17 protein-coding genes and 1 pseudogene are annotated in these 24,605 nt (G+C 61.1%); 9 read left to right on the top strand and 9 right to left on the bottom strand.

The features are described from left to right. Positions 1 to 16: 16 nt before the first annotated feature. The 8 genes from OKW26_RS15425 to OKW26_RS15390 all read right to left on the bottom strand — a co-directional run bounded on the left by OKW26_RS15425 (position 17) and on the right by OKW26_RS15390 (position 9,721). Positions 17 to 1,252, bottom strand: a complete 1,236-nt coding sequence (locus tag OKW26_RS15425) for an NAD(P)/FAD-dependent oxidoreductase (protein ID WP_429354276.1) — start codon at positions 1,250 to 1,252, stop codon at positions 17 to 19. Positions 1,253 to 1,326: 74 nt separating this feature from the next. Further along, on the bottom strand, positions 1,327 to 2,490 hold the full coding sequence (locus OKW26_RS15420) for a CaiB/BaiF CoA transferase family protein (RefSeq protein WP_429354275.1): 1,164 nt from the start codon (positions 2,488 to 2,490) through the stop codon (positions 1,327 to 1,329). Beyond that, positions 2,487 to 3,353 (bottom strand): enoyl-CoA hydratase-related protein, encoded by an 867-nt coding sequence (locus OKW26_RS15415; protein WP_429354274.1) that lies wholly within the window; start codon positions 3,351 to 3,353, stop codon positions 2,487 to 2,489. Before OKW26_RS15415 ends, OKW26_RS15420 begins: the two co-directional genes overlap by 4 nt. A gap of 40 nt (positions 3,354 to 3,393) precedes the next feature. Then, positions 3,394 to 4,893, bottom strand: coding sequence for an aldehyde dehydrogenase family protein (locus OKW26_RS15410; protein ID WP_429354273.1), 1,500 nt, complete (start codon positions 4,891 to 4,893; stop codon positions 3,394 to 3,396). Positions 4,894 to 4,932: 39 nt separating this feature from the next. Further along, the gene (locus tag OKW26_RS15405; RefSeq protein ID WP_429354272.1) at positions 4,933 to 6,075 is read right to left on the bottom strand and encodes an acyl-CoA dehydrogenase family protein; all 1,143 of its coding nucleotides are present in this window, start codon (positions 6,073 to 6,075) and stop codon (positions 4,933 to 4,935) included. Between the two features lie 55 nt (positions 6,076 to 6,130). Continuing rightward, complete coding sequence (locus tag OKW26_RS15400) at positions 6,131 to 7,069, bottom strand: cupin domain-containing protein (RefSeq protein WP_429354271.1); 939 nt, start codon at positions 7,067 to 7,069, stop codon at positions 6,131 to 6,133. A 70-nt stretch (positions 7,070 to 7,139) separates the two neighbouring features. Next, positions 7,140 to 8,045 (bottom strand): fumarylacetoacetate hydrolase family protein, encoded by a 906-nt coding sequence (locus OKW26_RS15395; RefSeq protein WP_429354270.1) that lies wholly within the window; start codon positions 8,043 to 8,045, stop codon positions 7,140 to 7,142. Next, positions 8,042 to 9,721 (bottom strand): FAD-dependent oxidoreductase, encoded by a 1,680-nt coding sequence (locus OKW26_RS15390; protein ID WP_429354269.1) that lies wholly within the window; start codon positions 9,719 to 9,721, stop codon positions 8,042 to 8,044. The genes OKW26_RS15395 and OKW26_RS15390 overlap by 4 nt, the downstream gene beginning before the upstream one ends. Before the next feature lie 293 nt (positions 9,722 to 10,014). Here OKW26_RS15390 and OKW26_RS15385 point away from each other — a divergent pair, with 293 nt between their 5' ends. Continuing rightward, positions 10,015 to 11,676, top strand: a complete 1,662-nt coding sequence (locus OKW26_RS15385; RefSeq protein ID WP_429354268.1) for a spinster family MFS transporter — start codon at positions 10,015 to 10,017, stop codon at positions 11,674 to 11,676. A 115-nt stretch (positions 11,677 to 11,791) separates the two neighbouring features. On the opposite strand, the gene OKW26_RS15380 is transcribed toward OKW26_RS15385, so the two are convergent. Then, on the bottom strand, positions 11,792 to 13,102 hold the full coding sequence (locus tag OKW26_RS15380) for a cytochrome P450 (RefSeq protein WP_429354267.1): 1,311 nt from the start codon (positions 13,100 to 13,102) through the stop codon (positions 11,792 to 11,794). A gap of 245 nt (positions 13,103 to 13,347) precedes the next feature. Here OKW26_RS15380 and OKW26_RS15375 point away from each other — a divergent pair, with 245 nt between their 5' ends. From OKW26_RS15375 to OKW26_RS15340, 8 genes and pseudogenes are all read left to right on the top strand, one after another. After that, entirely contained in the window at positions 13,348 to 13,665 is a 318-nt protein-coding gene (locus OKW26_RS15375) for a 2Fe-2S iron-sulfur cluster-binding protein (RefSeq protein ID WP_429354266.1), read from the top strand. Between the two features lie 109 nt (positions 13,666 to 13,774). Further along, the gene (locus OKW26_RS15370; RefSeq protein ID WP_429354265.1) at positions 13,775 to 15,223 is read left to right on the top strand and encodes an aldehyde dehydrogenase family protein; all 1,449 of its coding nucleotides are present in this window, start codon (positions 13,775 to 13,777) and stop codon (positions 15,221 to 15,223) included. 24 nt (positions 15,224 to 15,247) lie between these two features. After that, positions 15,248 to 16,888, top strand: a complete 1,641-nt coding sequence (locus OKW26_RS15365) for a GMC family oxidoreductase (protein ID WP_429354264.1) — start codon at positions 15,248 to 15,250, stop codon at positions 16,886 to 16,888. Positions 16,889 to 17,011: 123 nt separating this feature from the next. After that, a complete protein-coding gene (locus OKW26_RS15360; protein WP_429354263.1) occupies positions 17,012 to 18,112 on the top strand; it encodes a porin in 1,101 nt (366 codons plus the stop codon). Between the two features lie 1,018 nt (positions 18,113 to 19,130). Further along, positions 19,131 to 20,834, top strand: a complete 1,704-nt coding sequence (gene ltrA, locus OKW26_RS15355) for a group II intron reverse transcriptase/maturase (RefSeq protein WP_429354262.1) — start codon at positions 19,131 to 19,133, stop codon at positions 20,832 to 20,834. 117 nt (positions 20,835 to 20,951) lie between these two features. Then, positions 20,952 to 22,666: pseudogene (locus OKW26_RS15350) on the top strand (phage integrase family protein). Positions 22,667 to 22,838: 172 nt separating this feature from the next. Then, on the top strand, positions 22,839 to 23,108 hold the full coding sequence (locus OKW26_RS15345) for a DUF1488 family protein (RefSeq protein WP_090812210.1): 270 nt from the start codon (positions 22,839 to 22,841) through the stop codon (positions 23,106 to 23,108). 968 nt (positions 23,109 to 24,076) lie between these two features. Continuing rightward, a partial coding sequence (locus tag OKW26_RS15340) for a cupin domain-containing protein (protein ID WP_429354261.1) occupies positions 24,077 to 24,605 on the top strand: 529 nt, incomplete at its 3' end.

The following is a 24,605-nucleotide window of genomic DNA, read 5'->3' as shown; positions in this document are numbered from 1 at the left end:
TTAAAGCTGGAGTCAATTAATCTGCAACTTTGGCAATTTCAATCAGCGACTTGAGCGGCAACGCCTCGTCGGCGAGTTGCGCTGCGCTGACCTCGATCTGTTCGGCAATCAGTTTCTTGCTGAACATGAATTCCTGCGGACGGTTCACGCAATCCGCCGCGATCAGACGGCCGTCCTTCAGATAGAACGCGCAGAAGCTGCGGCCGCTTTCCAGGTCGCCGCGCACCGCGACCTGGTCATAGCCCTGGTTGAGCCCGGCAATCTGCAACTTGATGTCGTATTGGTCCGACCAGAACCAGGGCAACGCGGCGTAGGGCTTCTCCTTGGCGCACACCGAGGCCGCCGCGCTCTTTGCCTGCTCGGTGGCATTCGGTACGGATTCCAGCCGGATATAGCCGTAGTACGGCGACGGGTGCATCGTGCAATCGCCGGCGGCGACGATGTCGGGGTCGCCGGTCCGCGCGCAGGCATCGACGAGGATGCCGTTGTCGGTGGCGAGATTCGCCTGCGCGGCGAGTTCGACGTTCGGCATCACGCCGACGCCGATAATCACGAGATCGGCAGCGAACACCGTACCGTCCTCACAGACGACCTGTTCGACACGCGACGTGCCTTCGAAACCACGCACTGCGATTTCAGTGCGGATGTCCACGCCCTCTTCGCGATGCACCCGCTCGAAAAAGCCCGATACCTGCGGAGCGGTCACGCGCGCCAGCACGCGCGGCGCCATTTCGAGAACCGTGGTGTGCATGCCGAGCTTCGTCAGCACGGCCGCCGTTTCGAGTCCGATATACCCGCCGCCGACGATCACCGCGCGGCCACCGGCACGCACATCGGCCTTGATGCGATCGATATCGTCGATATTGCGCAGATAATGGACACCCAGCAACGTCGAACCGGGCAAAGTGACCGTGCGCACGCGAGTGCCGGTGCATAACGCGAGCTTGTCGTACGCCAGCTTTTCGCCGCTTCGCAGCGTGACCGTCCTGTCACTCCGGTCGATCGAATCGACCCGCTCGCCGAGGCGAAACTCGATATTGAAACGTGCGTACACGTCGGCGGCGCGAATCAGAAGATCGTCCGCCTGTTTATCGCCGAGCAGATACGCCTTGGACAGCGGCGGCCGGTGATACGGCAAACGCGGCTCGTCGCCAATCACGACGATGCGTCCCTCCCAGCCTTCCTGCCGAAGGCTCGGCGCCAGCTGCGCCGCCGCGTGGCTGGCGCCGACAATGATGCAGGTCCGTTCCATCACACTCGTCTCCTTGCCGGCCTTTGCGTTGTTGCGTGATTGCGTTTGCGCTTGGGTGTAGTTGCTAACTGTTGCTAGCCGTCGATCGACGGCCATCCGCCAGCGCCACGCCCAAGTACTTCTTCGTTATGTTGCCCAAGCAGTGGCGGCGCACTGCGGATCTGCGTCGGCGTACCCGAGAATTGCAGCGGGTTGTTGATGACCTTGAACTCGCCGCCTTTAGGATGCTGCACGGTCTTGAGCAAGGTATCGACCACATGCGGGTCGCTGAACACTTCGGGCCATGTACGCACCGAGCCGTAAATGGCGCCGGCAGCGGACAGCACGCTTTCCCATTGCGCGAGACTGCGGGTCGCAAAAATCTCCGAGAGCTTCGCATCCACCGCGGCGCGGTTCTCGAGACGTGCGGCTTTGGTCGCGAAACGCGGGTCGGTCTTCAGTTCGCTCGCGGCCATCGCGTCGCAGAGCACGTGCCAGAACTTGTCGTTGATCGTGATGATCATGATGTCGCGGCCGTCGGCGGTCGCGTACGTATTGTTCGGCACGATGTCCCAGTGCTGGTTGCCCATCCGGGCCGGCGTCTTGCCCGTCAGGTCGAAATAGACATCGCGAGGCACCTGGCTGAAGATGCTCGCGTCGAGCATCGACAGATCGACGCGCTGTCCTTCGCCGCTTCGCTCCCGCGCCTGCAATGCGGTCAGAATGCCGATGTTCGCGAGCAATGCCGTAATCAGGTCGGAGAACGGAAAGCCGGTTTTCAGCGGCCCCGATTCTTCCGTGCCGGTCACCTGCATGACACCGGATACGGCCTGAATCACCATGTCGAGCGCGGGCCGGTTCCGGTCTGGCCCGTTGCGGCCGAACCCCGAGATCGAACAGTAGACGAGGCGCGGATTCAGCTTGCGCAGCGCGTCGTAGCCGAGGCCCGCCTTGTCCGTCAGACCTGGCCGGAAGTTCTCGACCAGCACGTCCGCTTCCATCGCAAGCGCGAGCGCCCGGGCGCGCCCTTCCTCGCTCTTCAGATCGAGCACGATGCCGCGCTTGTTGCGATTCACGCCCAGAAAGAACGCGCCGTCGCCATTCAACGTGGTTTCGCCCGAACGCCGGAACGGATCGCCGTCCGGCTGCTCGACCTTGATCACGTCAGCGCCCGAATCGCCCAGCATCATGGTGGCGAACGGTCCCGTCATCATCTGCGTGAAGTCGAGAACTTTGAGTCCTTTGAGCGCGGTGTTCATGCCTTTTCCTTCGCGACGTAAAACTCTTCGCGTTCGTGATTCGACGCGCGCACACCTTTGTCGCGGCGCTGCTTCATGAAGTTGTATTCGTCGGCTTCGTAGCGAACGTTGGTGGCCAGTGCGTGCAGCACGTGTCCATACGAGAACTGCGCGTCGATGCCTAGCGCGTTCATCGCCAGGTTCGTCGCGGCCTTGCCCATGACGATGCCGTCGCGCGGCAGCCGCACGATCCGCTCCGCCCACTCCTCGCCGGCGGCCGTCAGCGAGTCGAGCGGCACGACCTTGTTGACGAGGCCATTGGCGAGACAGGTCTGCGCGTCCCACACGTCCGCCATCAGCAACAGTTCACGCGCTTTGCGCGGACCCAGCGTCATCATTTCCCAGGCGGCGAAATACGCCGCGCCGGAGAGGCCCAGTTTCTGTTCCGGATGCCCCATTTTCGCGGTATCTGCGGCGATCACGAGGTCCGACGCTTCCGCGAGGTAGAGGCCTCCACCGAGGCAATAGCCCTTGACCAGTGAAAGCGTCGGCTTCAGAAACTTGAAGATGCGCTCGAACCGTTCGATGTAGCGCTTGTCGTGCAGCAACCGTGCGCGCTGACTCGGCTTGCGCGGGCGGCCTTTGTCGTCGTAAGTGGTCGCCCCGTACTCGGTGCCGACTTCAGCGAGGTCGTGCCCGGTCGTGAAGTCGGCGCCAGCGCCTTGCAGCACGACGACCCGCACGTCGTCGTCAGCTTCAGCGCGGTCGTAGCCCGTCATCAGCTGATCGAGCATGGCGCTGGTCATCGCATTCTTCTTCTCGGGGCGATTGATCGTGATGTATGCCCGCCCATCCTTCGCGACGTAATCGATGCTGCCAGTCATGCCGTTCTCCTCCGCACCCGGTCTGAACCGGGCGCCGTTATCAATTGTTCAGGTTGATCGCTACCGCTTTGACCTCGGTGTACAGCTTGATCGCGTCGTAACCTCGCTCACGGCCCCAGCCGGATTGCTTGTAACCGCCGTACGGCAGGGTTGCGTCCGGCGAGGACAACGCATTCACGTTGACGATTCCCGCCTGCATCCGGCGCGCCAGCTTGTGCGCCCGGCCGATGTCCCGGGTCCAGATGCTCGCGGCCAGTCCGTAGGTGGTGGCGTTGGCGGCCGCGGCGATGCCGTCGAGGTCGTCGTCGTTGAAGGACATCGCGCACAGCACGGGGCCGAAGATTTCCTCGTCGTGCACGCGCATGCCGGGCTTCACGCCCGTGAGAATGGTTGGCTGAACGAAGTAGCCGTGCTCGCTGCTGGAGCCGCCGCCAGCGAACACGGTCGCGCCTTCCTCTTGCCCCTGGTCGATATAGCCCGCGACACGATCCAGTTGACGCCGGGAAATAACCGGACCCATCTGCGTGCCGGCATCCATGCCGTGGCCCATCTTCATCGCATTCGCGCGTTTGGCGATACCTTCCAGTACCTCGCCGAACGCCCGTTCATGCACGTAAAGACGCGAACCGGCCGCGCAAATCTGCCCGGCGTGGAAGAAGATCGAAGAACACACGCCCGCCGCCGCCGCATCCAGATTCGCATCGGGAAACACGATGACCGGCGACTTGCCGCCCAACTCGAGCGACACGCGTTTCAGATTGCCGCTCGCGGCCTGCACGATACGTCGCCCCGTCTCACCGGAGCCGGTGAACGCGACCTTATCGATACCCGGATGCGCGGCAATCGCCGCACCCACGGGATTGCCGAAACCAGTGACGATATTGAGCACACCGGCGGGAATACCAGCTTCGAGCGCGAGTTCACCGAGACGCAGCGCGGTCAGCGGCGTCTGTTCGGACGGTTTCATCACGATGGTGCAACCAGTCGCGAGCGCGGGCGCGATTTTCCACATCGCCATATTCAATGGAAAATTCCACGGAATGATTTGCCCGACCACACCGACCGGGTCGCGCAGCGTGTACGCGTGCCATTCGCCGGGCAGCGAAACATTCGGCGTTTCACCGCCCATTTTCGTGGTCCAGCCGGACATGTAACGCAGCATCTCCGCGATGCCGACCACATCGCCATTGCGGCAGAAAGGCAACGGCTTGCCACTGTTGATGCACTCGAGTTCCGCGAGTTCGTCCGCGTGATCTTCGATCAGCGTGGCGAAACGCAGCATCATCCGGGTGCGCTCGGCGGGCGTGACCTTGCTCCACGGTCCTTCAAACGCACGGCGCGCGGCGGCCACGGCGCGATCGACGTCGGTTGCCGATGCCTCGGCGGCCGTGGTAATGACTGCACCGGTGCCGGGGTCGACGATCTCGGTACGGCGGCCGGAATCGGACTCTTCCATACGGCCGTCGATCAGCAATTGATGCGTACGCGCCAGAAAGGCGCGCGCCGCGTCGCCGAGTCCGGGATGTAACGTCGAAGTCATATCAGTATCCTTCCTGTGTCATTGGATTGATGGCGTGCTTCATTTGCCGAGCAACTGCCTCGCGATGATCACGCGATGAATTTCGTTCGTGCCTTCCAGAATCTGGTTGAGCTTGGCATCGCGCATGAAGCGTTCGACCGGATACTCCGTCGAGTAGCCATACGAGCCATGGACCTGCACCGCTTCCAGTGCGACTTCCATCGCAACGTCGGTGACATAGCATTTGACGATCGAAGAAAGCATCGTGAGACGGCTGCTGTCGCCTGCGTCGATCTCCTGGGTGCTCGAATAGAGCAGCCTGCGCGCCGCTTCGATCTTCATCGCCATGTCGGCGAGCTTGAACTGGATTGCCTGAAAGTCGCCGATCCGTTTGCCGAACTGACGGCGGTCTTTTGCGTAGTTGATCGATTCGTCCATCGCGGCCTGGGCCAGACCTAACGACGATGCCGCCACCGAGGGCCGGTTCAGATCGAGAATCTTCATGCACGCCTTGAAACCGTTGCCCTCTTCTCCGAGCAGACAATCGGCATCGATGCGCATGTTTTCGAAGAACACCTGATAGGTGGGCGAGCCATGCCGGCCCATCTTCACTTCCTTGCGGCCAATCTTCAGACCGGGTGTTTTCGTATCGACGAGAAACACGCTGATGCCCTCGTGCCCGCGCCCATCCGCGGTGCGCGCGAACAGCAGCATGTAATTCGCCTGGGCCGCCCACGTGATCCAGCTTTTCTGACCGTTGACGACGTACGAATCGCCGTCGCGCCGCGCGGTGGTGCGAATCGCCGACACGTCGGAGCCCGCTTCCGGTTCGGTGATCGCCACCGCTGAAATCGTGCGTCCCTTGGCCGCCTCGGGCAGATAACGCTGCTTCTGCGCTTCGCTGCCAAAATGCAGCAGCGGCAGAATTAGCCCGATCGAGTTGTTGGCGCACAAGGTCGATGCAGCCAGCGACACCTTGCCGATTTCTTCTTTCGCAATGCATACCGACGTCAGATCGCCACCCGGGCCACCGTATTCATCGGGCACCCACATCTGCAGCAAGCCGAGATCGCCGAATACTTCGACCAGTTCTTCCGGAAAGCGCTTGGTCTCTTCCATCCCCGCGACGAGCGGCCGAACCTGTTCTTCGGCGACCCTGCGCACCATGTCGCGCAGCATCTCCTGTTCTTCGCTGAATTTCACTACCGTCTCCTTGCGTCGCGTGTATTCAAAGGTCTTTAAAAGTGATTCGGCGGCTTCACGCGGACTTCAGCTCACGAAAGCCGAGCGCCGTCATCACCGGTTCGTCGCTCACGCGTATCAGTTGCGACCAGTCATCGAGCCCTTCGATCGTGAACGCGTGCCAGCACGGAATCGCGATCACGTCGCCGCGCACGAGATCGACTACGCCGAGTTCTTCGACGGTCATGCGCACACTGCCGCGCGTCACCGTGTACAGGTTGTTGTCGATCCGTTTGTCGTGCGAGCGCGACTGCGCGCGTTCAATCCCGACTGCCTGAAGACCGATTGTTTTGAGTCCGGCGGACGCAAAATCCAGCGTGCCTGCGTCTCGTGCGCCACGTTCGAGTTCGACGCCCTTGTGCCGTAACGGCGAGTCGGGCTCGTGCGAGACCATCGGCTCGTTGCGTTGCGGATGGTCCTCGAAATACATGCATTCGAGGTTTTGCACGAGCGGCACGTCGAGAAAGTCGATCCAAAAGGCGGGCTCGCTACCGAAGTTGCTATGTCCATGCCAATGCCACGAAGGCGTCAACACCACGTCGCCCGGCGCGACATCGACCTGCACGCCGTTGACGATCGTGAACGTGTCGGCACCCGCATCGAGAATCAGGCGCAGCGCATTCGGCGAATGACGATGCGAGCGCGCCGTCTCGCCGGGCAACACCAGCTGATACGCGGCCACCAGGTTGCGACAGGTCGGATAGATGTTGTCGGCAATCGGATTCACCATGATCAGGTTGCGGCGCTCGGCCTGCTCCGGCGAAACGAAGGCGCAGGCTGCATCGAGCGCGGCGCGCGCGTCGGCGTAGCGCCATACCGCGGGGACGAAGCGCGGGCGCGGCACCGGCCACATCTGTGGCACCTTCTTCGCCCAGCCCGGTGACAACGCACGGGCCTCGAGCGAATCGAAGAAGCCTTCTGGTACCACCTGATCGGGTGTAGCGGATTCAGACATCACGGTCCTCTGCGAAAGTGCCGTCGTGAGTCGACAGCTTGCGATACGGCTTGTTTCAAGCGCTGCAACATCACACGGCCAGCACGCCTTTCTCCGTGTCCCACACCGGGTGATCGCCGACCGTTCCGCGCGTCACCGGCAGACGCATCGACCCCACGCCGTCGATCTCGATCTCGATGACATCACCGTCCTCGACCGGCCCGACGCCTGCCGGCGTCCCGCTGGCAATGATGTCGCCGGGCTCCAGCGTCATCACCGCCGAGGACATCGCGATCATCTCCGGGATATTCACGATCAGATTGCGCGTGGACGCGGATTGCCGTTCCTCGCCGTTCACGCGCAGGCGCATTTCGATGTTGTCGAAGTCGGCGATTTCGTCGGCGGTCGTGATCCAGGGACCGGTCGGGCAGAACGTGTCGTACGACTTGCGCATCACGCGCTCTTCCTTGCCGCGCACCACCATGTCGAGCAGGCACGTAAAGCCGAAAACGTATGACCGGCTATCGGCATGCGACACGCCCCGGCCACGCTTGCCGACGATGATGCCGAGCTCGCACTCGTGATGGATCTCGCGGCCCGCCAGCGGCGGCAGCACGATTGCATCGGCCGGGCCGCTCAGGCTTGAATTCGCCTTGAGAAAGAAACCTTGACCGCTGGCCTTGAATGTTGAAATCACACCAGTGCCGGCGCCCTGCTTCATTTCATCGATGTGCGCGTGATAATTCGCCGGAAACGCGATCACCTTGTTCGGCCATTGCACCGGTGCGTCGAGACGCACCTCGCTCAATGCACGGCCGGCTCGCGATCGAACCGCATCCAGCAACGCTGCACGCGAATCTTCCCAGTGCGCGATAAAGCGCACCATCCCGACCGGCGGCCACGCGCCAGGAACGGCGCCGGCGATGTCGCTGACGTCGATCACATGACCTTCCTTAACCACGCCGATGCGGCCATTGTCGAAAGTTACGAGTCTCATCGCGCGGCCACCTCTTCGGCGACGCGCTCCGTCACGCTTAGCGGCTGCACGCCACGGGCAATGTCGATCAGTGCATCGGCGTCGTCCGGCTGGCTGTTCGCCCGCCAGGTGACGTGACCGTCAGGACGCACCAGCACCAGCGCGCATTCATACAGTGCACGGGCCTGCTCGTTGTCGATATCCACGACGGTCAACGGCATGCGGGCCCGTTTGGCAGCCTCCGTCATCGCGTCGGCGGAAACCGAGCGGTCGAAGCGCATCAGCACGAACTTGCGTCCCAGCAGATCGAGCGTCGATTGCCCCGGCGCGAGCCACACATGCGGCGCCCGATGTCCGGGCCGCGCCGTCTGTACGTAGGTGCTGACCGTGTCTTCCGGTTCGGGCGTGCCGTCCGGTACGACGATCGACGAACCCTCGTAACGGAAGCCAAGATGAATGCCGATCGTGTACCACTCGCGTTTCATCATCTGCGTGTACGCATCGCCGAACACCTTGCGAGCCTGATCGCCTTCCGGTCCCGCTTCGAATACGGCTGGAGTCAGCGTCTCGCGTGGCGTCAGCATCAGCTTCAGATTGTTGGTCGCCTCGTTGACATTGCGGATCGCGACCGGCCGACGCTCGAATTCGTACGTATCGAGCAGGTGGGCGCCGCCCCAGCCCTCCACCATCGCCTGCAACTTCCAGCCGAGATCCACCGAGTCCTGCACGCCCATGTTCATGCCGAAACCACCGGTCGGCGACGTCAGATGCGCGGCATCGCCGGCGATTTTCACGCGCTGCGTGCCGTAGTTGTCGGCAACCAGCTGGCGGCGAATCCACGGCATCACGGAGATGATCCGGAAATCGACATCGTCGCGCCCCACCGCGCGCCGGAACGCTGCGGCGACATCGTCTTCGGTGAGCGTTCGCATGGTCCCGTCACCGACAATCGAAAAGCGCCACCAGTTGCGCCCGTTGATTGCGACGACAGTGCTCCAGGTCCCTTCCGGCCCAATGAAGATGTAGCGATAGCCTGGCTTCTTGTCGTGCAGCTTCTCGAGACCCTCGCATTCGATGATCGCGTTCGTCGTATACGTGAGCGCCGGCGTGCCGGTCATCTTGATGCCGAGCGCTTCCTTCACGCGGCTCGCCCCGCCATCGCAACCGACCAGATACTGGCACTCGATCTTCTCTTCTTCACCCGTGACCAAGTTGCGAACCGTGACCGTGACGCCGTCGCTACACTCGTCGTGTGATACGTACTCGGTGCTATACCGGATCTGTACATTGCCGGTTCTGGCGGCGAATCGCGTCAGCACCGGATCGAAAAAGTTTTGCGGGCAACGCTCGCGTTTTTGCGGGCTCTGCTCCGGTTTGGGCTCGTCGCGCACCGTCGGAAACGACTCACGCCCGAACTCATAGCCGCCGTGCAGTTGCGACACCCATGCATAGTCCTGCGAATAATCGCGGTTGTAGCCGGCATTCTCGACATCGTCGACAATGCCCCAGCGGCGGCAAAACTCCATCGTGCGGATTCCGACCATGTCCATCTTGGGCTGGAACACCTGGCCGTCGCCGCGTTCGATCAATACACACGGCACGCCCCGCCAGCCGAGATCGCCGGCTAGTGCCAGGCCAACCGGCCCCGCTCCCACGATCACCACAGGGGTGCGCCCCACTTCGCTCTTCTGCGCCATAGTCGAAAGCTCCATCATCTTTTTGCGTGTCGGCTTGACTGTGCGTCGCGCCCTTTGAAAGTGAACTCACGGTGCTGCAATGTGGAGTCAATGTACCCGGCGCATGTTTGGTAAGGCCAATACTGTTTCCGAAGGGATTAAGAGGATTTCCTTATGATCCGACGCAAGGTTCTTCGTCTCAGTGGATCGGAAAATCGTATTGGTGTGCGCGGTATGCGCGTGACTATCCTTTGGACCAGCCTCGGCTCCTCGCAGCCGTTGCCCGATAAAGACAACACTCAGGAGACGTCAATATGCATACGAATCATGAAAGGCCGTGGTACCGGTGGTACGTGCTGTTCATGCTGACCTTGATCTATACGTTCAGTTACGTCGACCGCCAGATTGTCACGATCCTCGCGCCGTATCTGAAGAAAGACATGGGCATTTCCGATGCGCAGCTGGGTTTGCTGTACGGCACGTCGTTCGCGCTGTTCTATTGCGTGTTCGGCATTCCGCTGGCACGTCTCGCGGACGGCTGGAGCCGGGTCCGCACGCTCGCGCTAGGGCTGTCTTTCTGGTCCTTGATGACCGCGATGTCCGGCCTGTCACGTAATTTCACGCAGCTCGGCATGGCGCGTATCGGGGTCGGCGTGGGCGAGGCCAGCGCGACGCCCGCGGCCGTCTCCCTGCTCGGCGACTATTTCGAGCGTGCGAAGCGCGGCACCGTTCTGGCGCTGTATTCGGTGGGCGTGTATGTCGGCGCGGGCGCGTCGCTCGCGATCGGCGGATCGATCGTAGCCGCGTGGGAGCATGCATACGGCACAGGCGGCGTGTCGGCGCCGCTCGGGTTGTCGGGCTGGCAGGCGTCGTTTATCTGCGTGGGCGTTCCCGGATTGCTGTTCGCGCTGATCGTGCTGCTGACGATTCGCGAGCCCGCGCGCGGCCGCCTCGATGCCGTCGCCCCCAGGAAAGACCCTCATCCGTTTGCGCATGCCATTCGCGATCTCGGCGCGATGGTGCCGCCGTGGAGTTGGCTGACCCTGCGCACGCTCGGCGCACCGCGCCGCGAATACGTGCGCAACGCCGTGTATCTGCTTATCGCGATCTGCGTCGTGGTGTTCGCCACTTCCGCGACCAATCACGTGCTGTCCGCCAGCCGTAACGCGCGAATCGGAACGCTGTTCGGCATGCCGGTGACGAGCAATCTGATCCAGTGGCTCGCCATCGCGATTGCGGTCTATGTGTGCTCGAACTGGTATCAGGCGACTCGACTCGGCGACGCCGTCGCTCACCGCCTGATCACGGGATCGAAGACCTTCTTTTCGTTGACGGTGGCCGGTGCGTTCCTCGCGTTCGCGATGAACGCGGTGAACGGGTTCGTGTTCGTCTATGCGAGCCGCGACCTCGGCTTGACCGCTCAGGCCGGCTTGCATCTCGGGATCATCGCGATCATTGCGGGCGGCACCGGGATCAGCGTCAGCGGCTACCTGTCGGATCTCGCGCGGCGCAAGCATCCGCTCGGCAGACTCTACTGCGTGTGCTTTACCGCGACGATGTTCACGGCCGCCAGCGCGCTCCAGTATGTGACGCGAGACGTCACCGTGTTCTATTGCGCGTACGCCGTCGCGACGTTCTTCGTGCCCATGTGGTTTGGCCCGCTTCAGGCGACCACGCAGGATCTGGTCATTCCGCGACTGCGCGGCACCGCATTCGCGGCATTTTCGCTCGGAGCCAACATCTTTGGCCTGGGGCTTGGACCGTATTGCGTTGGTCTGATCAGCGATGCATCGGGCAATCTGCGCCTGGCAATCCTCTGCGCACTCGCTGTTTTGCCCGTTTCGATCGGCTCACTGGTTCTGGCTAGCCGGACTCTGGTCAGCAGCGAAGCGATCGCTCGCGCGGAACTGGAACGCTTCAATACTCAAGCCAGCGAAGAAGAGATCGAGTTGGCCGGCGCCCAATTGACTCACTGATTGTGCGCTGACGATAGCGCTATCGATTAGCGGCGAAGGCGGCTCGCGCTCTGCATTTCGCAGGCGAGCCGCCTATTTTTATTGCGGCTGAAAATACCGAATTGCCGCGCCCCGATTACTTCAGCCGGTAACGAATCGGCAGTGACTTCAAGCCGCTGATGAAATTGGACTGCAGCAATCTTGGCTCTCCTGCCAACTCCACGTGGGCCAATCGCGGCAACAATTCTTCGAACAGAATTCGCATATCAAGCTTCGCCAGATGTTGCCCGATACACATATGCGGACCATTACCAAATGCCAGATGCGGATTGGGATCGCGGTCGACTCTGAATACGTCCGGGTCGTCGAACACGTCCTCATCACGATTCGCGGACGGATAACTCAGCAGCAGCCGGTCGTTTGCCCGAATCGATTGGCCCCGCACTTCCACATCTCGCGACGCGCACCGCATGAAGTGCTTGATCGGCGTCGACCAGCGGATCGATTCGTTGATGAATGACGGAATGAGTGCGGGCGACGACTGCAGTTTTGCAAATTGCTCCGGGAAGGTAAGCAGGCCCAGCATCCCGCCCGCGGACGCCGCCGAGGTCGTGTCGTGGCCCGCCGTAGCGATCGCGACGTAGTAGTCGACCTCGCGATCCTCATCGATCAACTCTCCGTCGAAACGCGTGTTCGCAATCAAGGAAATGAGGTCATTGCGAGGACGAGCGCGACGTTCGTGGCTAAGTTCACGGAAATATCCGTAGAAGTCTTCAAGCGTCGCGCGCCACGCCCGCGCCGCCGCGTCCGGCCCCTCCGGGATCTCCGCCCGGCGTTCATCCGGATCGTCTCCACCAAAGAGTTGTTGCGTCAGCTTGAGCATCCGCGGCTCGTCCGATGCCGGCACGCCCAGGATATCCATGATCACGCGTAACGGATAGTAGAGAACGAAATCCTTGACGAAATCGCACTCCCCTCCGAGTTCGACAAATTGCTGGACTGACTCACGGGCAATTTCCCGCATTCTTTCGTCGAGGCGCTTTACCGTACCCTGCATGAACCAGTTGGACGTGATGCCCCGATAGCGGCCATGCTCCGGCTGATCCATGTAGGCCAGCGAATTCATCGAGCGCACCTTGCCTTTATTCGTCTTCCGCGTGAATGCATCGCTTTCGCGAGTCTGCAGAATCAGATTCTGGTCGCCATTGATGAAGGTTTTGTTGTCTCGCGAAATGGCCATCACGTCGGCATGTTTCGACACGATCCAGAACGGGTCGTAACCTTCCACATCGGCTTTTGCAAGCGGTTGATGATTGCGAAGCCACTTCAGCGCCGGATAAATCACGTTGTCGTCAGCATAGGATCGACTCGACACGACCGCTGATGCAATTTCATCCGGAATTGATTCCGCACTGAGATTACTCGACACAAAATCCAGAGCACTCATTTTACACTCCTTGATATAGCGTCGCCGAAAATCATGTTTATTGAAATAAATTCAAAGTAAGGGGAATACGAGATTCAACGCAGTGGAACGATATGACCTTATCCGGCCCGTGAGCCCTGGGAGAAACCCGCGAGAAGCGATAGCGTTTTATTATGAAGTCATATTATTTTCGTCTCTTATGATCGGCACGCGAAATACTTGCTAATCTGCGTCTAACGGACAATCTTCATATCAAGAGGTGAAAAATGACAAAAGCCTGGGTGGAGACGCGCGCTGGGCAGACAATCGAAATTGAAAGTGAGCCGGGATACAGCCTGATGGAGGCTATCCGGAATAATGGCGTCGAAGAACTGCTTGCCATGTGTGGTGGTAGCTGTTCATGCGCCACTTGTCATGTCTATATAGACGACGCATTCGCAAGCCGCCTCAACCCGATGACGGCGGAAGAAAAAGGTATTGTCGAAGGGTCGATGCATTTTACCGCCCAGTCGCGACTGTCCTGCCAGATACCTTTCGACGAAGCGCTTTCCGGCATCAGGTTCGTCATAGCACCGGAAGAATAATGCCGCGATTATCCCCGTCGCGATGCCGGTAAATATCCTCAAAAGCCCGCCGGCTTATTAACACTTCCTAATTTATACGCACATCCAAACACCGGCTTTTCTACCATTTATGAACCAAGAACTTCTGATCGACGGAAAACTAGTCAAAAGCGAAGGAACCATTCCTGTCATCGATCCCGCTACAGGTCAACCATTCGCGTATTGCGCAAAGGCCTCGCTGCGTCACGTCGACGAAGCAGTGGCTGCGGCATCGAGGGCCTTCGCAACGTGGCGTCGCCGGCCGCTCGCCGATCGCCAGGCCGTACTGCGCGAAATCGCCGGCATCGTCGAGGCCCATCGCGACGAACTCGCGCGGCTGCTCACGCAAGAACAGGGCAAGCCGCTGGCGGACGCGCAGTGGGAAGTCGACGGCACCGCCTACATCTTCCGGCACTATGCGGCAACGAACATCGCCGTCAAGGTGATTGCCGACGACGCAACCCGGCGCGTGGAGGCGTATCGCGAACCGCTCGGCGTGGTCGCGGCCATCCTGCCGTGGAACTTCCCGCTTTTCATGGCAGCGGCCAAGATCGCGCCAACCCTGTTGACCGGCAACACGCTGGTCCTCAAACCCGCGCCCACTACGCCTCTCGCAACGCTGCGGCTGGGCGCGCTGTGCCGCGATGTGATCCCTGCTGGGGTTCTCAACCTGCTCGCCGATGAAAACGACATCGGTCCGGCGCTCACTGCCCACCCCAATGTCCGCAAGCTCGCGTTCACCGGCTCGACGCAAACCGGGCTCAAGGTGATGAACGCCGTCGTCTCCACCATGAAGCGTCTGACGCTCGAACTCGGTGGAAACGACGCCGGCATCGTGCTCGACGACTGCGATCCCGAAGCAACTGCCGCGGGTCTGTATGCGGCCGCATTTACGAACAACGGCCAGATCTGCGTGGCGATGAAACGTCTCTATGTCCCCGACGCTCTTTACGACGCCGTCTGCGATGCACTCAAAGCCGTGGTGCAGAGCAAGGTGGTCGGCCCCGGTCTGGACCCTCGCAGTCAGTTGGGACCGATCCAGAATCGCCAGCAATTCGACAGGCTGAAGTCGTTGATCGACTCGGCACGCCGCGACGGCGAGATCATCTGCGGGGGCGAGGCGGCGCCGAACGGCGGCTATTTCATTCAGCCCACGCTCGTACGCGATATCGGCGACGACAGTGCACTGGTCAAGGAAGAACAGTTCGGCCCGGTGCTGCCGATCATCCGCTATCAGCACCTCGATGACGCAATCGCGCGCGCGAACGACACACCGTTCGGACTCGGCAACTCCGTCTGGTCGCCCAATCTCGATCGCGCGCACGAAGTGGCGCGTCAACTGGACTCCGGCACGGTCTGGATCAACAAGCATGGCGACGTGACGCCGGATGTACCGTTCGCCGGCGCGAAGCTATCGGGTATTGGTGTCGAATATGCGGAAGACGGTTTGCATGAACTGACGCAACTGAAAATCATCAATCTCGGCAAGGCGCAACCCGCGCAATCCGATGCCCCCGCGATAAGAACTGAAAAAAGGTAATCGCGATTCAGGAGGAGACAGAAGTTGGAAAACCGCCTTGTAAAAGACGATGGTATCTACGACTACGTAATTGTGGGCGGCGGCGCCGCCGGTTGTGTTCTTGCGAATCGGCTGAGCGAAAATCCGTCGACCAAGGTGTGCCTGCTCGAAGCCGGTCCCGATGACAACAACCTCTACATCGGCATGCCGGCTGGATTCGTAAAAGTATCGGGGAACGCCCGCTATACGTGGAATTTTTCCACCGAGGCCACCGCGCTCACCGGTGGCCGTCCTATTGGACTCCTGCAGGGAAAGACGCTCGGCGGCGGTACGTCGGTCAACGGCATGGCGTTCAATCGCGGGCAACGCGCTGACTTCGACGAGTGGGCCGCGTTGGGCAATCCTGGCTGGAGCTATGACGAGCTTCTGCCGGTGTTTCGCGACCTCGAGTCGCGCGAAAGCGGCGACCCGCACTATCGCGGCCGCAATGGTCCGGTGGCCGTGACCGACGTGAAATGGAACGACGGTCTGTGCGAGGCATTCATCAACGGCTCGGTTGAATGCGGCATTCCCCGCAATAGCGACACCAATGGCGAACGGCAGGAAGGCGTCACGTTCTCGCAGGTCACGATCAAAAACAATCGTCGTGTCAGTTCATCCAGCGCCTTTCTGCGACCGGCGCGCAGCCGCCACAATCTCCGCGTCGTGACAGAGGCACTGGCAACGCGGGTGCTGTTCGATCACAAACGGGCGACCGGCGTTATCTATCAACGCGGCGAGACATTGCATCGCGTTCAGGCCACCCGCGAAGTCGTGATTGCCTGCGGCGCGATCAATACGCCGCGGCTGCTTCAGGTGTCCGGAGTCGGTGACGCGCGCTTGCTCAAGGAGATCGGAGCGCCTGTCGTACACGATCTTCCTGGAGTGGGTAGCAATCTCCAGGATCACTACATGGCATTGCTGGTGGCGCGGGGCCGCAATTTCCGCTCGATCAATCAGTTGGCTCGCGCACCGCAGGTTTGGTGGCAGGTGCTGCTCTGGTCAATGGGCATGCAAGGCATTTTGAGCTTGCCGGTGGCGCTCGTGCATTACTTCTTCAAATCGGGGCTTGGTAACGGCGATGCCGACATTCAGGGCATTTTCACGCCCGCGAGTCATATGACGGGCGAACAAGGCACGCTCGACAAAGCCGCCGGCATGACGTGCGCGGTCTGGCAGCATAGGCCGCTCAGTCGCGGCCATGTCAAAGCACGGTCGATCCAGATGAGCGAAACGCCGCTCATTCAGCCCAACTATCTCGATCATGAACTCGATCGCAAGGTATTGATTGCGGGCTGTCGCAGAACACGCGCCATCCTCACCTCCTCTGCGATGAAGGCGTATTTCGACACCGAGATGATGCCGGGCGATTTCGTGCAAAGCGACGACGAGTGGCTAGACTTCGCCCGGCAAACTGGGTCAACCGTCTTTCACCCGGTTGGCACCGCAAAAATGGGACCTGCCAGCGACACGATGAGCGTCGTCGATTCATCGCTTCGCGTACATGGCATTCAGAACCTGCGCATCGCCGATTCGTCGATCATGCCGACCCTGACCTCCGGCAACACCGCAGCGATCTGCATGGTGATCGGCGAGAAGGCGTCGCGTCTGATTCTCGATCGTCAGAACGCGAAACGGGCCGCGTAGCCCACCGCGAGAGCCAACCTGAAATCGCGGTATTGACATCTCCGGGGCACCGCTCCGGAGATGTCCCATGTCGCCCGCGAATATGTTTCGTCTAGTACGCAATCCTATATAGGCAAAAGAATCGTGACCAATCGCCAGATTGCAGTAGCGGGCTGTCTGCTCGCCCTGACAGGCAGTGTGCATGCCCAATCGTCCGTCAACCTGTTCGGCGCCGTCGATGCAAACATTCGCTATATCGCCTATTCGCAAGGTCATGGATCGGCAGTTAGCATGGGTTCGTTCGGCGGCAGCCCGTCGTTCATCGGCCTGCTCGGCAAGGAGGATCTCGGCAACGGCTACCGTGCGACGTTCCGGATCGATGCGGGCTTCGTTCCCGCTACGGGTCAAGCAGCGCCGTCCGCATGGAATTTCCCCTTCTTCGACCGCTCCGCGTGGGTAGGCCTGGAAAGTCCATTCGGCGTCTTGCACTTTGGTCGCGAATGGTCGCCGACCTATACGAACATGTGGACGTATGACCCGACCTACAATCTCGGCGTGGGCAATCTCGCTCATTTATCGAATCTGCTCAGCCATGCGATCGTGCCGAACTATGACTGGAACGCGAATTCGATCACCTATTACACGCCGGAGAATCACTACGGCATTTCCGCGGCGCTCCAGGTCGCACCGCGCGGCGACGGACTTGGTTGCGCGGGCAATCCGGTTTGTTCTACCACAATCGGTAGTTTCGTCGGCGGGAGATTGGTCTATGACCTTGGGTCATTTGAAATTGCCGGGGCACTAGGGCAAACCGGCATCACCTCCAACACGGTGGCGCCACAATCTTCCGGGAAGTGGACCCAGGCGAATCTCGGAGTCTCCTATGACTTCAAGGTCGCAAAACTGATGCTGGCACTGAACGATGAATCGTTCGTCGGACTGAAGGAGCGGCGTGCGAGCATTGGTGTGCAAATTCCGGTCGGCGTGCATTTCGCGTGGGCCTCGTATGGACTCACCCGGACCGATGCTGACGCACAGGCGGCCGGACTGTATGGCGCTCAGGCCTTTGCTCTAGGCTTCATCTATAACCTATCCAAATCTACGGCGGCGTATGCTTCGGTTGCCTACCTGAAAAACTCCGGACGGGGGACGCTTAGCGTCGAGGATGTCAACTCCTATACCGGCAACACGCCTTTGGGAGGAGCAACCACCGGCGTCGAGATCGGCATCCGGACGGCTTTTTAATTGCGTCGCGCCTATCCTGGCGAGCATTGTGCGGCGTGGATCTGTGTGAAAGGTCAGAAGATCCTGACCTCACGTCTACATCGAGGAGTTGGCTCTATCACGATTGCTCCGCCATTAACGGTGCGCTGTCTCCATTGAGCGGTTTCTGCGGACTATCTGGCACCGAAAAATCAAGCTGTGTTCATTGACAAGTCAATGAATGGCCAGAGACGAAGGGGCGGATAGCCACAAACTATCATCCCCTTCATTTTGGCATCCCGCGCCGGTTGTCTCATGCAGACTCGGGCGACGCAGCAGCTAAAGTCGACAGATGCAACCATGGACGCCCAAACTGAGTGGCTCCGTGAAGCGACTCTGACAAATAGCGGGAACGGGTTCGTCCTATTAAGATAAGTTTTCTTATGTGCGACGTGAGGTCGCTTCGTTCGTTGTTTTACCGTCGATGTCTGGCGGGAGGAAACCGGGCGTTCCGTCGCTCGTAGTCTATTGGTGCATGCGGGGCTGGTAACGGCGCCGTGTGAAGCCACCGAGACAATGTAGCCCGGCGCAAGCTAAGCCGTGGTCGTGAGACGACGGTGCCCCTGCGAGTGTCAATGCGGAGGGGGCGCTAGACTGGATGGCATGGTTAAAGTATTTGAACTGCTGATAAACATCGTTAACTTAGACGGGCCAAAGACACTGATAGGCCCCACCCAAAACGGGAACGTAGCAGGTCTGCCCTTTATAAGATGGGGCAGCGCGGACATGGTGCTACCGGTGGAGAAGCAGAGCCTAAACCATTCCTGCGAACGATGCGGAACACGGAAACCCCGTATCTCTGCCCAGTCGGGCAAGCCGACCGTGAGGAAAGCTGTTGGAGGTGCGGGAACAGGAGTGCGGAGAAAGCGAACGCCGTCCTGTAATCGGACGGATAGGGATTGCGCCGCAAGGCAACATCATCCTACGCGAAAGCGGGCAGACTTCCGCATGGTCTTTCGTCACGAAAGAGTCTGACGAACCTTCAAAGGAGGAGAAGCAAATGACAGTGCAGCAAGCCGGCACCGGTGCGTCCTCCGATCGCGCAATGCATTGGAACGATGTCGATTGGGCCCGATGCTATCGTGAGATTCGAAGGCTGCAGGCTCGCATCGTGAAGGCGACACAGGACGGCAAGTACGGCAAGGTGAAGGCTTTGCAGTGGTTGCTGACCCACTCGTTCAGCGGCAAGGCACTCGCCGTCAGACGGGTGACTGAGAATCAGGGTAGACGGACTCCCGGCGTAGACGGCCTCACATGGTCTACGCCGAGGTCCCGACTCCAGGCAGTGAAGTCTCTAAAGCGGCGGGGCTACCGCCCTCTGCCGCTGAGACGAATATATATCCCGAAAGCCGACGGGAAACGGCTGAGACCTCTTGGAATTCCCTGCATGGTCGACAGAGCGCAACAGGCGCTTCATCTGCTTGCACTCGAACCTGTTGCAGAAACCATGGCGGATCCGAACTCTTATGGGTTCAGAGCCGCCCGCTCCACGGCCGACGCGATAGAACAGTGCTTTATCTCACTGGCCAGCAGCAATCGCGCGCAGTGGATTCTGGAGGCCGACATCCGGAGCTGCTTTGATGAAATTTCGCATGATTGGTTGGTCGCCCACATCCCAACGGACAAAGCGATACTGCGAAAGTGGTTGAAGGCTGGCTACCTTCACAACAGTGTCTTTCACTCGACGGAAGCGGGTACGCCTCAGGGCGGTATTATCTCGCCCACGTTGATGAACATGACTCTCGATGGGTTAGAACGAACACTTCTTGCGAAGTTCTGCAGAGGCGGCCGGAATCCGTCGAAGGTTAACGTCGTTCGATATGCAGATGACTTTGTTATCACTGGCGCGACGCGAGAAGTGCTGGAGGATGAAGTCATGCCGCTGGTCGTGCAGTTTCTTGCACAGCGGGGATTATCGCTGTCACGGGAGAAGACCCGGATCACGCATATCAACGATGGGTTCGATTTCCTGGGCATGAACGTTCGCAAGTACGACGGCAAGTTGTTGATCAAGCCGGCCAAAACGAGCGTTCAGCGCTTCATGCGGAAGCTTCGGGACGTCGTGAAAGGCAATGCAACGCTAAGACACGATCGTCTGATCCGCCTGCTCAACCCAAAGATTCGCGGTTGGGCGGATTATTATCGGCATGTCGTGGCGAAGCGCACCTTTAACAAGGTTGCTCATGCGATTTGGGAATGTCTATGGCGTTGGGCGAAGCGCCGACACCCGCAGAAGAACTCGCACTGGGTACGTCGGAAGTACTTTCGAACCGTTGGCGCCCGCCAATGGGTCTTTGGTACGGCGACGGACAAAGTGCTCAGCAATGGAAAGCGTGAACTTCTGACGCTGTACGACATTGACGGCACGTCGATCCGGCGGCACCGCAAGATCAAGGGTGCCGCAAACCCGTTCGACCCGCAGTGGGAAAGTTATTTCGAAGAGCGGTTGGGCTTCACGATGATGGACTCGCTCAAGGGCCGGATGCGGCTGATCCGGTTGTGGCTCGATCAGCAGAGGTCCTGTCCGGTCTGTCGTCAAATGATCACGAAATCCAGTGGCTGGCGGCTGTACCACCTGGAGCGAAAGATCGATGGCGGTAAGGACACGATCAGCAACCTGACGATGCTTCACCCGGATTGCCATCGGGCCGCGCGTGCCCTCGGACTCTCAGTAGTGAAACCGGCCTCGGCAATGGGGCTTTGAAAGGCTTGAGCCGTGTGCTGGGAAACTCGCATGCACGGTTCTTAGGGGGCGGCGGTGCAGTAATGCACCGCTGCTACCCGACCTAAAGGCACCTGTTTGCAGGCTAAACTCCGGGGTATGAAAAGGCGCCTCACCCTGCCCTCCGCGCCCGCTGCTGACGCTGAATCTTCCGGATCCGGTTTTCCCGATGCCGACGAGCTTGCCGTGCTGCGCGCGTGGTACGCCGGCGTGTCCGTGCGGCAGGCCGTGGCGCGTTACCTGCCCTCCGCACTCGGTGACGGGAAATCGGCGCGCGGCGTCCTCGGGCGCATCCGCGGCAAGCTGCTGGACGTTGCGCGCGCGGCCCATCGCGACGATCTCGTCGCACTCCTCACTCATCCTGTAGCGGGACGCGAGCAGCAAGCGAAAGGCGTGGCGCAGGCGATCGATGCGCTGCGCACGGCGCGCTCTCCGGAACCGCAGATCGCCGACGACATCGCGCAGTGGTTTTCCCCGCGCGCGGTGCGCGTACTGCACGCGTACGGCATCACGACGCTCGCCGATCTCACCGTGCTATTCCGCGCCGGCGCCAGTGGTGGAAGGCCGTGCCGGGGTTCGGCACGGCGAGCGCCCGTTCGATCGAGGCGTTCTTCGCCGCCTGGCCCGCGCTCACGGACAGGGCGCATGGGCTGGTGGTCGCGAGCCAGCGCGGCGACATCGTGCCGTGGGAAACCCTCAAATTGCCGCACGAGGTCGACGGCTCCGCCGGCACGTTCCGCGCACCGCCCGCCACCTGCACGCTCGACGCGTCCAACGACTACGAGGCCGTGCAGACGTGGCTGTCCCTGCACGAGTCGCCCGCCACGCAGCGGACCTACCGCAAGGAAGCCGAGCGGCTGATCCTCTGGGCCATCGTCGAGCGCGGGCGCGCGCTATCGTCGCTCACGACCGAAGATGCGATCGCGTACCGGACGTTCCTGCGCCATCCGGCGCCGCGGGGACGCTGGATCGGCCCGGTGCGCCCCCGCACGTCACCGGACTGGCGGCCGTTTAACGGCACCCTCTCGGCGCGCTCGGTCGCGCACGCGCTGTCGATTCTCGGCGCCCTGTTCCGCTGGCTGGTCGAACAGCGCTACATGCTGGCCAATCCGTTTGCAGGCATCAGGGTGCGCGGCGGCAGGACGGCATCGACGCTCGACGCGTCGCGCGCCTTTACCGACGGGGAATGGGCGCTGGTACGTACGATGGCCGAGGGGCTGGAATGGTCTCACGGCTGGACGGTTCCGGCCGCGCAGCGCTTGCGGTTCCTGCTCGATTTCGGCTTAGCGACGGGTTTGCGCGCGAGTGAGCTGGTCGGCGCGACGCTCGGCCACGTCGAGACGGACGCACGCGGCGAGCACTGGCTGCGCGTCACCGGCAAAGGCGGCAAGATCGCACGGGTGGCGCTGCCGCCGCTCGCGTGGGACGCCCTCGCCCGCTATCTGGCCGGGCGCCAGTTGCCAACTACTACGGCGCGCTGGCGGCCGGACACACCGGTCATCGGCAGCCTGGAAGCAGACAGTGACACGGCCATCAGCAGTGTGCGGCTGTGGAGCGTGCTCGAGCGCTTTCTCGTCCTTGCCGCCAATGCCATCGAGACCGATCACCCGCCGCTCGCGGAGAAGCTGCGCCGCGCGAGCCCCCACTGGTTGCGGCACACCCACGCTACCCGCGCGCTCGGCCACGGCGCCGAACTCACCACGGTGCGCGACAACCTGCGGCACGCTTCCGTCTCCACGACCTCGATTTACCTGCACAGCGACGAAGTGAAGCGCGCGCGGCAGATCGGCGAGGCTTTTACAACCCGGAGCTGAGAGTACCACCTCGCTTCGCGAACGCGAATGTCAGGAGCCGCCCGTTATGCCCGCCTGCGCGCGTCACGATGCCCCGCAGCCTGTACCCTGATGCCGGCGGCAATCGCCAACCTCATCAGACCGATACGCATACCGCTTTAACCGCATAAACGACAACGCCCTGAAACCCGTCATGGAAAAACCTGAATTCGAGCCGCAGATTCTGGCAAGCCGCCAAGGCGTGTCATTCCGCCTCGTCAGAGGGCAAACCCTCGTCGAATGCGTCATCACGACCGCAGCGCTCGAGGCTCATTTCTGGCTTGAAGACCGGGCCGACGACCTGCGGATCCTCAGGACCTTCCGCGACGGATATAGCCGCATCCGCGCGATCGCTGAACGCAAGCTGCTCGCGCACCCGGGCGCACGCGTCGAACTGACACCTGACGATTTCGGGCGCCACTGATCAAAGCGAGCACGGCAGGTGACGCCACATCGTTGTCCGCCAGGAAATCACGGGTTGCTCAACCCGCATGCCCTTTTCGGACGGACCAGGGTCGTGGCCCGCTATCCCATACTGCTGCCAGACGGGGTGGCGGCGAAGCCAGGCCGGAGGGCGCCAGCGCTTGACAGTTAGTTGCGTCACGAGCATCGGACGTGAGTACGCGCGGGCTGCTGCGCCGTCTCTGGCGCGTAGCCGAAACGGAAAAGCCGATGGACGTTGCGACTGGGCCTTGTACTGAGCCATTCGCCTGCGACGATAGGCTGCCGGGAAAAGGTCCCTTGCGGGGCCTATGAGCCTATGAGCGACGCGCGGCGATGCGTCGCGTTCGCATGGCGTCGACTGGAGATCTGCGTCTGCCCGTCAGCAGTCTGAGGCGGAGCACACTCCGGTTTTTCTGAAGGACGGTCATCGAGGCCGTGACGGTTTTGCGCGTGAGACCGACGCGCAGACGAACCACCTATTCCTCCCTGAACGATAGCTCTATGCCAATCCCGCTCTCTGCCGACGATCGCGTTTCTCGCGATTCGGAGGGCGGGTGACGGAGCAGTCCGGTCCGTGGCGCCAGCTTCCCGAGTGCGGCATTTCGGCCATTGCCGACGTTGGAGAGGACTGGATTCTACGTCGGCAGTGGACGGATTGCCGACGGTGGCGGTATCGAGGGGCCGGGCGGCAGCTTCCTGCATCAGCGAACTCACACTCCCGACCCACTGCGGCCGGTCGCCCGTGCTTCAACCGTACGGCCGTTGTCTGTGCAAAAGCGACGGAGAGTGATGAGTATGTGCTGCTACAGCTAGTTCTCTCCGTCTTCCCTAGGGAGGTCGCCGACACGCGACCTGGCCTGCCGTGGCAAGTCCGCAGCCCGCTGCAGTCGTGCGACAATCCGTCATCGCGTTCCAGCTTGGCCGGCATTGCCGCGTTCTTTCGAACGAATGTCCATCTCAACGCCCTTGTCGTCGTTTGCGCGCATCTCCGCAGCACACCTCGATGAACTCATCGCGCTGCTCGAGATCCGCGTCCTAGGCCTGTCCGAGTGTCTCGTCAGCGAGGGGTTCGTGCTCGAACTCGACGGCAACGACGCGCCCGGCATCCACTACATTCTTTCCGGCAGCGGGCTTCTACACATCGGAGGCGCCGATTCGGTACCCCTTACACCGCACACGCTGCTGATCGTCCCACCGCGACATCCGCTGAAGCTCGAGGTGCCCGCAAACCAGGCGGGCATCGCACCGGTCGTCGTATCCGGCCGCGAGCATAAGCGTGTCGTCGATTCCATCAACCGGTTCCGCGCCGGATCGACTGAGCCCATGACCGTGATGATCTGCGGTTACTTCACCGCAGCTTTCGGCGCCTCGATTAATCTCTTCGAAATGCTCTCGATGCCGATCGTCGAGCAATTCGATCCGTCCGACCGGCTCGACGTCTATCTGCGCACTGCCTTCGAGGAGCTGATGGCACAGG

This window comes from Paraburkholderia sp. 32 (assembly GCF_050435345.1).
GTDB classification, from domain to species: Bacteria; Pseudomonadota; Gammaproteobacteria; order Burkholderiales; family Burkholderiaceae; genus Paraburkholderia; species Paraburkholderia tuberum.
This window is presented reverse-complemented; position numbering and strand designations above follow the sequence as displayed.